Source organism: Thiohalocapsa sp. (assembly GCF_022340605.1).
Classification (GTDB): domain Bacteria; phylum Pseudomonadota; class Gammaproteobacteria; order Chromatiales; family Chromatiaceae; genus Thiohalocapsa.
Map to the genome: position 1 here is coordinate 41,175 of NZ_JAJDNQ010000111.1, position 11,233 is coordinate 52,407.

The window sequence follows — 11,233 nt, forward strand, 5'->3', positions numbered from 1 at the left end:
CCCGCGCTGGCAGTGAGGATTTATAGATGGCAAAAACAGCGAATAATTCCGCCGCCGGGGACACCTCCGCGGCCAAAGCTTCATCAGGCCAGAGCTCCTGGCTTTGGTTTCTGACCCTGCTGCTGGCTGGCGCGTTCGTCGCCTCCGGACTCATCGGGCACCAGCCCTGGACCAAGGACGAGGCGTACTCCCTGGCCGCCGTCAACAGCATCCTCGAGACCGGCGACTACGTGGAGCCTCAGGTGGACGGCCAGCCGGCGCTCAAGTCGCCGCCGCTCTACTACATCACCGGCGCGGCCATCGCGCACGCCGCGGGGCGCTATGTGCCGGCAGACACGCTGCCGCCGGAGCAGGCGGCGCGCATCGCCAGCGGTGTGTTCCTGGCAATCACGCTGTTCTTTACCGCGCTGTTCGCCCGTGCAGCCTGGCGATCCGGCGACGATACCCCTGTCCCGGACGTCGGTTCCATTGCCGTGCTGTTGCTCATCGGTACCCTCGGCATCGTCTGGTTCGGCCACGACATGATTCCGGACAACGCCCTGATGGCGGGCATGGCGATGGCGCTCTACGGCTTGGCACTCCTGCCGCGCAAGGTCTTCTGGGGCGGTCTCTGGCTTGGCACCGGTGCCGGTGTCGCCTTCATGTCGACGGGCCTGTTCGGCCCCGTGGTGCTGCTCGTGGCCGCGGTGCTGATGCCGATCCTGCTGCTCTTCCACAAGTTCGGCCGCTACCTCAAGGGCTTCCTGTTGGCGCTGCTGTTCGCGCTGCCCTGGTTGATCATCTGGCCCTGGCTCCTCTACCAGCGCGATCCGCACCTGTATGAAGTGTGGCTGTTCACCAACAACATCGACCGCTTCCAGGACGGCTTCGGCCTCGGTACAGCGCAGTCGCAGCTGGAGTGGCTGTGGGTGTTTCTCGTCATGGCCTTTCCGGCTTGGCTGATGGCGGTGCTGTCGCTGGTGCTTCGCCCCGGCGCATTGTTCGGTTTCTCAGGCGTGCGCGCGGCGCTGGTGGTGGCCTTGGTGGGCTGGGCGCTGGTGATCACCAACCAGGCTACCAGCCCCATCCATGGTCTCGCGCTGCTGGTGCCCATCGCGGTGATCGGAGCCGGCGGCATCCAGCGGCTGCCGCGTTTGTTCGTTTGGCCGGCGCACTGGCTGTCCGTGCTCCTGTTCGGCGTCATCGCAGTGGCGCTGTGGGGGGCTTGGGTCTGGCTGCTATACAAGGGCACGCCGCCGCCGGTCGAGGGTCTCGGCACCTATCTGCCCATGGAGTACAGCTTCCACTGGCAGCCGGCGGTCTATATCACCGCCGCTGCGGTGACAGTGATCTGGCTTTGGCTGGTGATGCGCTCCCGCTCGTCGCAGCCGCCGGCGTTGCTGGCGTGGCCGGTGGGTGTCGTCATGGTCTGGAGCCTGCTCGCGCTCCAACAGCCTTGGCTGGAAATGGCCATTGAGCAAGGCACGTTGGAGAAGGCGGTGCCGGCCGAGTTGATGGACCTGCTCCCTAAGGCCGGCCCGACTTCGTCGAGCCCAGCTTCGTCAAGCCCAGCCGGCACGCCTGCCGCACCGGCGTCCACCATGTAAGCCTGCCGCACGCATCGGGCCGGCCGCCGGCCGGCCCGACCGCGACCGCGTCTTGTCACGCCGACTCTATTCCCTGCTCGTCGGGCTGCTCATCCCGCTGGCGCTGCTGCGGCTCGCCTGGCGCAGCCGCCGGGCGCCCGCCTATCGGGAGCGCTGGCGGGAGCGACTGGCCCTGGAGCCCGCTCCGCCACGGCCGGCGGAGCTCTGGGTGCATGCCGTCTCCGTGGGCGAGGTGCAGGCGGCGCTGCCGCTGCTGCGCCATTTGCTGCGGCGGGGCCACAACATCCTCGTGACCACCACCACGCCCACCGGCGCGGCCCGGCTGCACGACTCGCTGGGCGACGCGGTGCAGCACCGCTACACCCCGTTCGACCTGCCCGGCATCATGCGGCGCTTCCTGGACCGCGCCCAGCCGCGAGCGGTGCTGGTGATGGAGACCGAGATCTGGCCGAACATGCTCGCGGTTTGTGCCGAGCGCGGTATTCGCAGCATGCTGATCAATGCCCGTCTCTCGGAGCGCTCAGCGCGCCGCTACGCTTGGGTGGCCGGCTTCAGCGCCGAGACCATGCGGCGCTTCGCCTGCATCGCGGCGCAGAGCGAGACCGACGCCGGGCGCTTCGTGCGGCTCGGTGTCGAACCGGGACGCATCGCCGTCACCGGCAGCATCAAGTTCGATCTGCGGCCGCCGGCCAGTGTGACCGATCGTGCCGAGGCGCTGCGCCGCGCCTGGGGTAACGAGCGGCCTGTCTGGGTGGCCGCCAGCACCCGCGAGGGCGAAGAGGAACAGGTCCTCGCCGTGCATGCCCGCGTTCGCGCCGAAATGCCGACTGCGCTGCTGGTGCTGGTGCCGCGGCATCCGGAGCGCTTCGAGCGCGTCGGCGCGCTGGTGCGGCGCCAGGGCCTGTCATTGGCACGCAGGAGCGTGCAGGAGCCATGTGGTGCCGACACGGCGGTTTACCTCGGCGATACCATGGGCGAGCTGGCGCTATTCTTCGCCGCCGCGGATGTGGCCTTCGTGGGAGGGAGCCTGGTGCCTACGGGCGGGCACAATCTGCTGGAGCCGGCGGCGGCGGGGCTGCCGGTGGTGAGCGGGCCGCACACCTTCAATTTCGCCGAGATCACGCGGCTGCTCTGTGAGCGCGGCGCGATGCTACAGGTGGCCGACGCGCAGGCGTTGACGCGGGTGTTGCTGCGCTGGCTCGGCGATGCCGCCGAGCGGGCGCGTGTCGGCGAGGAGGGCCGCCGCGTCATTGCCGAAAACAGCGGCGCCCTCGACCGCGTCTCGGCCCTTGTCGACGTCTGCCTCGCGGGCAAGCGCCCGCGCGCGCCCAAGCCCTCCCATTAGATTCGCGAGTGCGCTCTGGCTGTCCTCGGATGGCCCATCGAAATCGCTATCGAAATCGCTATCGCAATCGCTATCGGCATCGATCCACGCCTCGATTCCGATCCCGCAATGGAGCGTTTTGGGCGTCTTGGCGCACCAAGCCGCGGATGGACCCATCGCGCTTCGCACCTGCTGTCGAACGTCGTCAGCAGTCGCTCTCAGGCGCTATCGATGACTGTTTGCCGCCCCGGAGCATGGCTGCGCCGGGGCGATTCCGGGCGCAACCCGAGGTTACTTGAACATCCGCGAGACCTCGCGGAACTTCGCGTTGGTGGAGTCGCCGAGCCACTCGAAGGCGGCGGATTCCGTGTTGGTGACGTGGATGCCGCTGTGGCGCATGCGCTCCAGCGCATTCTGGCGATTCGCCGGATGCCGTGAGCAGATAGCATCCGCCGCGACGAACACCTGGTAGCCCCAGCGCTGCAGCCCGGAGGCGGTCTGCACGATGCAGATGTGTGCCTCCATACCCACCAGCACCACCTGTTTGCGCTCGGGCTGGCTGGTGAGCGCGCGCTCGAAGCCGGCGGCCGTGCAGCAGGAGAAACAGGTCTTCTCGGTGGGCGCGGCAGTCGCGGGCAGGTTGTCGCGGATCGCCTCGATGGTCTTGCCGAGGCCTTGCGGGTATTGCTCGGTGGAGATAATGGGGATGTCCAGGATCTGCGCCGAGGCCATCAGCCGGTTGATGTTGGCGACCGTCACGGCCAGCTCGTCTTTCGGCATCGCTGCCGCCAGGCGCTCCTGCGCATCGATGATAAGCAGCTGCGAGAAAGCAGCGTTGCACAGTGGCATGGGTGCCTGATGAATGCTCATTGTGGTGACCTCGCTCGTCTCGTTGTGCGGGCAGCCCTCGGGGCGCCCGTCAATGTTGTTCTGGGGCTCGCAGGGTAGCTGGCTGTTGAGGCGCCGGCGCGCTCAGTAGGTCTGCGTTGCCGGGTCCACCTCGTGGGCCCAGGCGTCCATGCCGCCCTGGAGGTTGAGTACCTGCCGGAAGCCCCGGTGGTCCAGGTACAGTGCCACCTGTTGGCTGCGGATGCCGTGGTGGCAGATGACCACCACCGGGCGTTCCTCATCGAGCCGATCGAGCGCGCCCGGTACCTGCCGCATGGGGATGTGAGTGATGCCGTCGAGCCGGCAGATGTCCAATTCCCAGTGCTCGCGCACGTCGAGCAACTGCGGCGCCGGTGCATCGCTGCGCAGCAGCGCGTTCAGCGCGCGGGCGGTGACCTGGCGGACCATGTCGCGTGCTGCTGGCGTGGTGCCGGGGGAGTGACTTGCGCGCGGGCGGCGTCAGAAGACGAAGCGCTCCGGCTGCGGCACGTTCCTGAGCGCCGGCACGGAGGTTTCGAACAGTGCCTCGCGGCGCAGATCGCTGCCCGAGCCGATGCGCGTCTCCAGGCGCGCCTCCATGACCGGGTCCTCGCCGACGATGACGAACAGGCGCCCGCCTGGCGCCAGTTGCTGTGCCAGCATCGGCACCGGCTCTTCGGTGGGGACCGAGCCCGTCACGGCGATGACGTCGAAGGGGCCGCCGTCCACCGGGGCCGCCATGGCGTCGCCGGCCCGCACCTCGACGCGGCGCAGGTTGAGCGCTTCGATCCGCTCGCGGGCGCCTTCGGCCAGGGCGGGGTCGATCTCGACACCGATCACGCGGCCGCCCAGGCGCGCCAGGCAGGCGGTGACATAGCCCGTGCCCGGGCCGATCTCCAGTACCTTGTCGCCCTCGCGCACCTGCAGTGCCTGCAGCATCCGGCCCACTACCTTCGGCGGCAGCATGCAGGTGTCGGTGCCGATGGGGATGTCGATGTCTGCATACGCCAGCGCCTGGTAGGCGTCCGGCACGAAGGCCTCCCGCGGCAGCTCGCCCAGGACCCGCAGCACGCCCTCGTCCAGGACGTTCCATGGGCGTACCTGCTGCTCAATCATGTTGAAGCGTGCGATCTCGATGGGAGAGGTCATGCGGTTCTCCGAAAAGGCCCTTATTTTGTACGGGGAATGCAACCCGCCAAGGCTACGGTTTTTACGCGCCGGCGGCAAGTTTGCGGGCCGTCGCCTCCCGTGTACGGGGCGCGTGCGCGGGGCGCGTCCGAGGCTTACAATCCACGTAGATTCAGCAGCGGAGATGCTTGCCGTGCAGAGATATCCATCGCAGGTGCTAAGCCTTTGGGCGGCGCTCGCGCTCGTAGCGCTGCCCGTCGGCCAGGCGCTGTCGCAGGGGCGCTCGGCAGGCTCGGAGGCCGCCACGGTGATGGAGGAGCCCACCGAGGAGCAGATTCGGACCGCCTACGCCGCGACCCTGGAGGACATCAACACGCGCAGCGCCGCCCAGTTGGGCGAAGCCGATGCGGCGCCGTTAACTGTCGTGCTTGAAACCCTCACGAAGCTCGGCTGCCGTAGCCTGGGCGGGCAAGGGGTGCAGTACGACTGCCGTGTGGAGCGGCACATCCGCCGCGGCGACCGTAAGCCCACCACCGATGTGGTGCAGCTCTGGCTCGCTCACGAGGATGGGCGCTGGATAGCCCGGTGAGGGCTTCGCGACGGGCGGGCTTGCGCGCAATCCATCATCTGCCGGTCGCAAGGTCGACGACAGCCGGCGGCCCGGGTAGGCGCCACGGGCGCTATAGGAGCACCAGGTTGTCCCGGTGGATCAGTTCCTCGTCGTCCACGAAGCCGAGCACTTCCTCGAACTTGCTACTGGGCAGGCCCTGGATGCGGATCGCGTCCGGCGCGTCGTAATTCACCAGGCCGCGCGCCACCTCCTGGCCCTTGCTGTCGACGCAGGCCACCACCTCGCCGCGGGCGAAATGCCCGTCGACGCCGGTTACGCCCACCGCGAGCAGGCTCCGCCCGCCCTCGCGCAGCGCCTTCACCGCGCCGTCGTCGAGCACCAGCCGGCCCGTGACACGCAGATGGCCCGCGAGCCAGCGCTTGCGCGCCGCCTGGGGTCCCTGGGCGGGTACCAGCAGGCTGCCCACGTCGGCCCCCGCCGCGATGCTGCTGAGGCTCTGTGCGCGGCGCCCGGGGGCAATGACGGTGGCACAGCCCGAGCGTGCCGCGAGCCGCGCCGCGCGAAGCTTGGTGATCATGCCGCCGGTGCCCAACGCGCCGCTGCTGCCGCCGGCGGCCCGGTCCAGTCGCGGGTCGTCGACCCGGGCGCGGTCGATCAGCAGGGCGTCCGGGTCCAGGTGCGGATTGGCGGAGAACAGCCCGTCCTGGTCCGTCAGCAGGATCAAGAGATCGGCTTCCACGAGATTGGCCACCAATGCCGCGAGGGTGTCGTTGTCGCCAAAGCGCAGCTCGTCGGTGGCGACGGTGTCGTTCTCGTTGACCACCGGCACCACGCCCATGGAGAGCAACGTGCGCAGGGTGCTGCGGGCGTTGAGGTAGCGCTTGCGGTCGGCGAGATCGTCCCGGGTCAGGAGCACCTGCGCCGTATGCAGTCCATGGCGCGAGAAACCGTCCTCGTAGGCGCGGATCAGGCCCATTTGGCCGATGGCGGCGGCGGCCTGAAGCGCGTGCAGTGACTGCGGGCGCTGTCGCCAGCCCATGCGCGCCATGCCTTGGGCGACGGCGCCAGAAGACACCAGCACCACCTCGCGGCCGGCGGCATGCTGCGCGGCCATCTGTGCGATCCAGGGGCCGAGGACCTCCGGGTCCAGCCCTGCACCGTCGCGCGTCAGCAGGGCGCTGCCGATCTTGACGATCCAGCGGCGCGTGGCGGGGATCTGCGTGCGGTGAAACACGTGGCCCTCGGTTGCGGTGTCCGGAGGAATCCGACTCAGTCGAGCGGATGCCAGGCCGCATCGGCGGCCTCTGGCGCGGGCTCGGAGCGCAGCGGGTGCGGCAGGGCGTCGAGACGCTCCATCAGTGCCGCCGCCAGGGTTGCCGTGCCGGCGCCGGTGGTTGCCGAGACGGCGTGCACCTCGCCGTGCCAGTTCAGTTCGCGGACCAGCGTCGCGCGACGCTCGGCCAGGGACTCGGCGTCGATGAGGTCGATCTTCGTCAGCACCAGCCAACGCTCTTTCGCTGCCAGGTCCGGGTCGAAGGCGGCAAGCTCCGCGGCCACCGTGCGCACCTGCTCGGCGGCCGAGACGGATGCGTCCAACGGTGCGATGTCCACCAAGTGGAGCAACAGCCGCGTGCGTGCCAGGTGCTTCAGAAATCGGGTGCCGAGGCCCGCGCCCTGCGCGGCGCCGGTGATGAGCCCCGGGATATCGGCAATGACGAAGCTGCGCCGGGGGGCGACGCTGACCACGCCCAGGTTCGGATGCAGGGTCGTGAACGGGTAGTCGGCGACCTTGGGTCTGGCGCTGGAGAGCGCTCGGATCAGGCTCGATTTGCCGGCGTTGGGCAGGCCCAGCAGGCCGACATCGGCGAGCAGCAAGAGCTCCAAGTGCAGATCGCGCCGCTCGCCGGGCGTCCCCGGCGTGAACTGCCGCGGCGTGCGGTTGGTGCTCGACTTGAAGCGGGCGTTGCCGATGCCGTGAAAGCCACCCGCCGCGACCCGCAGCCGATCGTCGCCTGACAGCAGCTCGCCGATCACCTCGCCGGTCTCGGCATCCCTGACGCGGGTGCCCAGCGGCACCGCAATCACGGCATCCGCGCCCGAGGCCCCGGTGCGGTTGCGGCCCATGCCGGAGCGGCCCGACTGCGCCCGGTGCATGCGCTTGTGGCGGAAGTCCACCAGGGTGTTCAGGTTTGCGTCGCCCACGAGGTAGACGCTGCCGCCGTCGCCGCCGTCGCCGCCGTCCGGCCCGCCCTTGGGGATGAACTTCTCGCGCCGGAAGCTCACGCAGCCGTCGCCGCCGTTGCCGGCTTCAACGCGAATCCTGGCCTCGTCGACGAATTTCACGGTGTTTCTCTGGACGCTGCTGCTTTGGACGGGGCTCGTCTGGACGGTGCTTCTCTGGCTGGGTTGCGGCGGTGGTGAGGCCGTGGCGAAGCTGGTCTGGTGGCGCCTAAACGATTACCCAAAAAGCGCAAGCCCCGCCTGGGCGGGGCTTGACGCGGCCCTGAGGCCGTGGGACGGGCGCGTCTGCTGACCGGCGCCGGCGCGGCGATTGGATGTCCCCGCGCGCCTCGGCGTAGTGTCGGCGCCGCTCCCAGTGCCGCTTTTCGCCTCAGCCCTGTGCCGGCGCCACCACGCTCACGTAGCGGCGGTTGCGCGGCCCCTTGGTCTCGAAGCGCACCTCGCCGTCGGTCAGCGCGTACAGGGTGTGGTCCCGGCCGCAGCCGACACCGACGCCGTTATGGAAACGGGTGCCGCGCTGGCGGACGATGATGCTGCCGGCGGAGACCTGCTGGCCGCCGAAGCGTTTGACACCGAGCCGTTTGGATTCGGAGTCGCGGCCGTTGCGGGAACTGCCGCCTGCCTTTTTGTGTGCCATGGAATAACTCCTCGCTGCTGGCGTCGGCCGGTTAAGCGCCGGCGATGCCGGTGATCTTCAGCTCCGTGAACCACTGGCGGTGGCCCTGGCGCTTCAGGTGGTGCTTGCGCCGGCGGAACTTGATGATCTTGATCGTGTCGTGCCGTCCGTGCCCGGCCACCTCGGCGGTGACCTTGCCGCCCTCGATGAACGGCTTGCCCAGCTTGACGCTGTCGCCGTCCGCGATCATCAGCACCTTGTCGAGATCGACGCTGGTGCCGGCCTCCGCGTCGAGCTTCTCGACGCGCAGCTTGTCGCCCTCGGCGACGCGGTACTGTTTACCGCCCGTTTCGATGACTGCGTACATGTTTCCAATTACCTTCCAACTTGCGCGGTCCGAGCCGGTGTCCGCGCCGAGTCTCAAGAATCCGAAGGGAGAGGAGCTGGCGCCCTGGAACGTCCGCCGATCGGCGTCGTCGCATTGAGTTGGCGTGCGGCTCAAGACCCGCCAGTATGTCTGGCTTTGTGCCGCTCAGTCAAGGCTTTCGGCGCCCTTGGCGCTCGCATGCCGGGGAGCGCATGCCCGGGCGCCGGTGGTGGCCCGGCCGCGCTGAGCCCTCGCTGGACCCTCTCGGACCCGATGTCCGTGCGTGACAATCTCCTCTGCGCGGCTTAAACTTAGACGCTTGGGCTGAGTGGCAGAGTGGTCATGCAGCGGCCTGCAAAGCCGTGTACGCCGGTTCGATTCCGACCTCAGCCTCCAATTTCCCGCCTACCCGATACTTACCAGTTCGATTCCCTCTCGACGCTCGCCGCCGCGAGATCGCCCTCCATACGCCTGCCCGGGTGGCGAAACTGGTAAACGCATTGGACTTAAAATCCAACGGCTTCGGCCTTACGGGTTCGATTCCCGTCCCGGGCACCATTTCGCCGGCATCGCTCGAGAAAGATGCCCGAAGCCTCTGCGCATGCCTGCCAATTGGACGCCGTGCCGCCGGTCTTCGGTGGGGCTCGGTACGAGGGAATTGTGGCTTTCCCTAATGAATATGGGCGAAATTGCGACGTGCGGCACAGTCAGGCCGATTGCATCGACTAAGCTCATGGTAGGGATGGTGGCGCGCACCGTCCCGTGACGCAGGGAGATAACCATGGGCAACCGATGCAATCCCGCCCGCTCCGACCGCCGCGCTGCGGTCGTGGCTTTCGCCTGCTCTGCGCCGCAACCGGCGCTCTTGACTGCTTGCACCCTCTCGGCCGCGATTTGCTTGGTCGCTATGACGATCGTGTCGCTGTAGCCGTTCTACCCGCCATCGTCCCCGGCGGGGACGGGGCCGCGGACCATTATGCCGGGCGGTGGTGTCGCCGGGTTGCGGTGGCGCCGCCGCGCAAGGCATCGTAGCCTTCTGCCCCTGATGATTGACGCGCTGCCGTCGCATCACGCCTCGGCCGCTGTCTGCGGACCTATGCCATCCGCGAGTAGCGCCGCTTATCTCCATCCCTGAGGGACCTGAGGGGCCCATCGCCATGAGTCTGCCCTTTCCCGAGCATCCTTTGCGCTATGCCGTCGCGCAGGAGCTGCACGTGCGCACCTTCGAGCCGGTGCGCGCGCCCGTCGCGGTGAGCCACTTCGCCTACCAATGTGGCGAGCGGGGCACCGGCGCCAATGTCGCCCACCTGCTGCGGTTACTGGAGCATTTTGGCGTCGATGCGCCGCCGCCGGCGGAGGTCGGGCAGTATTTCTTTGTCGACCTCGGCGACTGGCGCCTGCGCTGGGAGCGCCACACCGAGTTCGTCACCTATGGCTTCTCGCGGGCGTTGTCGCCGGAGCGCGCGGCGGCACACCCGTTCGCGGACGAGCCCCTCGCGGGGCTGCCCCCGGAATGGCTTGCGGCAATGCCCGGCCAAGTGGTGGCCGCCGTGCAGCTGGTGCTGGAGTCCGAGCAGATGCCGGAGCGCTCGCCCGCGGACCTGATGACCATTTTCGCCGGCAACCCGGTGATCGGTGCCGAGGTGGCGGGCGGTGCCGGCCTGGCTTGGTCGGACCTGCGCATCCACGACGACGGCTTCGGTCGTATGCTGCTGCGCGATCGCGGGCTCACCGACGCCCAGGCGGGCCGGCTGGTGAAGCGCGTGCTGGACCTGAATACCTATCGCGCCATGACCCTGCTGGGGCTGCCGGCGGCGCGCGACGCCGCGGCGGCACTCAGCGATGCGGAGCGGCGGCTCGCCGATGTGGCCGCGCGCATGGGGCGTGCCAACGGCGGTGAGCCCGGAGCAGCGGTCGCCGCGCCGACGTCCGAGCGCGCCTTGTTGCGGGAGCTCACCGACGTCGCCGCCGAGGTCGAATCCGTCGCCGCGCGCACCGCCTCGCGCTTCGATGCCACCGTCGCCTACCACCAAGTGGTTCAGCAGCGGCTCCAGCAACTGCGCCAGGAGCGCATCCAGGGCCTGCCCACCTTCACCGAGTTTCTCGAGGTGCGACTGGCGCCGGCCGTGAGCACCTGTCGCGCCACCGCCCGGCGCCAGGAGAGCCTCGCCGACCGTGCCGCACGCATGACGGCGCTGCTGCGGGCGCGGGTGGAGGTGCGCCTGCAGGAGCAAAATCGCAGCTTGTTGGATTCCATGGCTCGGCGCGCAAAGCTCCAGCTGCGCCTTCAAGAGACCGTCGAGGGGCTGTCCGTGGTGGCCATCAGCTATTACGGCGTCGGGCTTGTGGGCTACCTGCTCAAGGGCATCGCCGCCGCCGGCGTGCCGCTCGACACCGGCGTCGGCACCGCAGCGGCCCTGCCGCTGGTCCTGCTCGGCGTCTGGCTCGGTCTCAAGCGCACCAAGGAGCGGTTGCAGCGCGATGAAGAGCGCTAGCGCAACGGTGCGCAAGCCCCGAGACCATCTCAGGTCGT

General features: G+C 68.8%; 11 protein-coding genes and 2 tRNA genes. 6 read left to right on the forward strand and 7 right to left on the reverse strand.

Annotated elements, in window-relative coordinates; all coding sequences use genetic code 11:
• The first annotated feature begins 26 nt into the window (after positions 1–26).
• Positions 27–1,586, forward strand: a complete 1,560-nt coding sequence (locus LJE69_RS14375) for a hypothetical protein (RefSeq protein WP_296926251.1) — start codon at positions 27–29, stop codon at positions 1,584–1,586.
• 52 nt (positions 1,587–1,638) lie between these two features.
• Positions 1,639–2,931, forward strand: coding sequence for a lipid IV(A) 3-deoxy-D-manno-octulosonic acid transferase (gene waaA, locus LJE69_RS14380; protein WP_296926253.1), 1,293 nt, complete (start codon positions 1,639–1,641; stop codon positions 2,929–2,931).
• A gap of 270 nt (positions 2,932–3,201) precedes the next feature.
• Here waaA and LJE69_RS14385 read toward each other — a convergent pair whose 3' ends face one another.
• The 3 genes from LJE69_RS14385 to LJE69_RS14395 form a co-directional block, all read right to left on the reverse strand.
• The gene (locus LJE69_RS14385) at positions 3,202–3,780 is read right to left on the reverse strand and encodes an isochorismatase family protein (RefSeq protein WP_296926255.1); all 579 of its coding nucleotides are present in this window, start codon (positions 3,778–3,780) and stop codon (positions 3,202–3,204) included.
• A gap of 102 nt (positions 3,781–3,882) precedes the next feature.
• Positions 3,883–4,206 carry a rhodanese-like domain-containing protein gene (locus LJE69_RS14390; RefSeq protein ID WP_296926258.1) on the reverse strand — a complete coding sequence of 108 codons (324 nt, stop codon included), beginning with the start codon at positions 4,204–4,206 and terminating at the stop codon, positions 3,883–3,885.
• A gap of 51 nt (positions 4,207–4,257) precedes the next feature.
• Positions 4,258–4,926, reverse strand: coding sequence for a protein-L-isoaspartate O-methyltransferase (locus LJE69_RS14395; RefSeq protein ID WP_296926260.1), 669 nt, complete (start codon positions 4,924–4,926; stop codon positions 4,258–4,260).
• A gap of 172 nt (positions 4,927–5,098) precedes the next feature.
• Here LJE69_RS14395 and LJE69_RS14400 point away from each other — a divergent pair, with 172 nt between their 5' ends.
• On the forward strand, positions 5,099–5,494 hold the full coding sequence (locus LJE69_RS14400; protein ID WP_296926262.1) for a hypothetical protein: 396 nt from the start codon (positions 5,099–5,101) through the stop codon (positions 5,492–5,494).
• 91 nt (positions 5,495–5,585) lie between these two features.
• Here the strand turns inward: LJE69_RS14400 and proB are convergent, their stop codons facing one another.
• The 4 genes from proB to rplU all read right to left on the reverse strand — a co-directional run bounded on the left by proB (position 5,586) and on the right by rplU (position 8,700).
• Positions 5,586–6,710 (reverse strand): glutamate 5-kinase, encoded by a 1,125-nt coding sequence (proB, locus tag LJE69_RS14405; protein ID WP_296926264.1) that lies wholly within the window; start codon positions 6,708–6,710, stop codon positions 5,586–5,588.
• Positions 6,711–6,745: 35 nt separating this feature from the next.
• The gene (gene cgtA / locus LJE69_RS14410) at positions 6,746–7,819 is read right to left on the reverse strand and encodes an Obg family GTPase CgtA (RefSeq protein ID WP_296926266.1); all 1,074 of its coding nucleotides are present in this window, start codon (positions 7,817–7,819) and stop codon (positions 6,746–6,748) included.
• A gap of 268 nt (positions 7,820–8,087) precedes the next feature.
• On the reverse strand, positions 8,088–8,354 hold the full coding sequence (gene rpmA, locus LJE69_RS14415) for a 50S ribosomal protein L27 (RefSeq protein ID WP_296926268.1): 267 nt from the start codon (positions 8,352–8,354) through the stop codon (positions 8,088–8,090).
• Between the two features lie 31 nt (positions 8,355–8,385).
• On the reverse strand, positions 8,386–8,700 hold the full coding sequence (rplU, locus tag LJE69_RS14420) for a 50S ribosomal protein L21 (protein ID WP_296926271.1): 315 nt from the start codon (positions 8,698–8,700) through the stop codon (positions 8,386–8,388).
• Positions 8,701–9,022: 322 nt separating this feature from the next.
• On the opposite strand from rplU, the gene LJE69_RS14425 reads away from it, so the two are divergent.
• The 3 genes from LJE69_RS14425 to LJE69_RS14435 all read left to right on the forward strand — a co-directional run bounded on the left by LJE69_RS14425 (position 9,023) and on the right by LJE69_RS14435 (position 11,195).
• Positions 9,023–9,096: transfer RNA gene (locus LJE69_RS14425), tRNA-Cys, on the forward strand.
• A gap of 77 nt (positions 9,097–9,173) precedes the next feature.
• A tRNA-Leu gene (locus LJE69_RS14430) sits at positions 9,174–9,258 on the forward strand.
• Between the two features lie 599 nt (positions 9,259–9,857).
• The gene (locus LJE69_RS14435) at positions 9,858–11,195 is read left to right on the forward strand and encodes a DUF3422 family protein (protein WP_296926273.1); all 1,338 of its coding nucleotides are present in this window, start codon (positions 9,858–9,860) and stop codon (positions 11,193–11,195) included.
• The last annotated feature ends 38 nt before the right edge of the window (positions 11,196–11,233 follow it).

What these genes read in the sequence shown, in the direction of transcription:
- LJE69_RS14375 (WP_296926251.1), top strand. Translation starts at nt 27, where the DNA reads ATGGCAAAAACAGCGAATAATTCCGCCGCCGGGGACACCTCCGCGGCC.
- LJE69_RS14385 (WP_296926255.1), bottom strand. Translation starts at nt 3,780, where the DNA reads ATGAGCATTCATCAGGCACCCATGCCACTGTGCAACGCTGCTTTCTCG.
- LJE69_RS14390 (WP_296926258.1), bottom strand. Translation starts at nt 4,206, where the DNA reads ATGGTCCGCCAGGTCACCGCCCGCGCGCTGAACGCGCTGCTGCGCAGC.
- LJE69_RS14395 (WP_296926260.1), bottom strand. Translation starts at nt 4,926, where the DNA reads ATGACCTCTCCCATCGAGATCGCACGCTTCAACATGATTGAGCAGCAG.
- rpmA (WP_296926268.1), bottom strand. Translation starts at nt 8,354, where the DNA reads ATGGCACACAAAAAGGCAGGCGGCAGTTCCCGCAACGGCCGCGACTCC.
- rplU (WP_296926271.1), bottom strand. Translation starts at nt 8,700, where the DNA reads ATGTACGCAGTCATCGAAACGGGCGGTAAACAGTACCGCGTCGCCGAG.
- LJE69_RS14435 (WP_296926273.1), top strand. Translation starts at nt 9,858, where the DNA reads ATGAGTCTGCCCTTTCCCGAGCATCCTTTGCGCTATGCCGTCGCGCAG.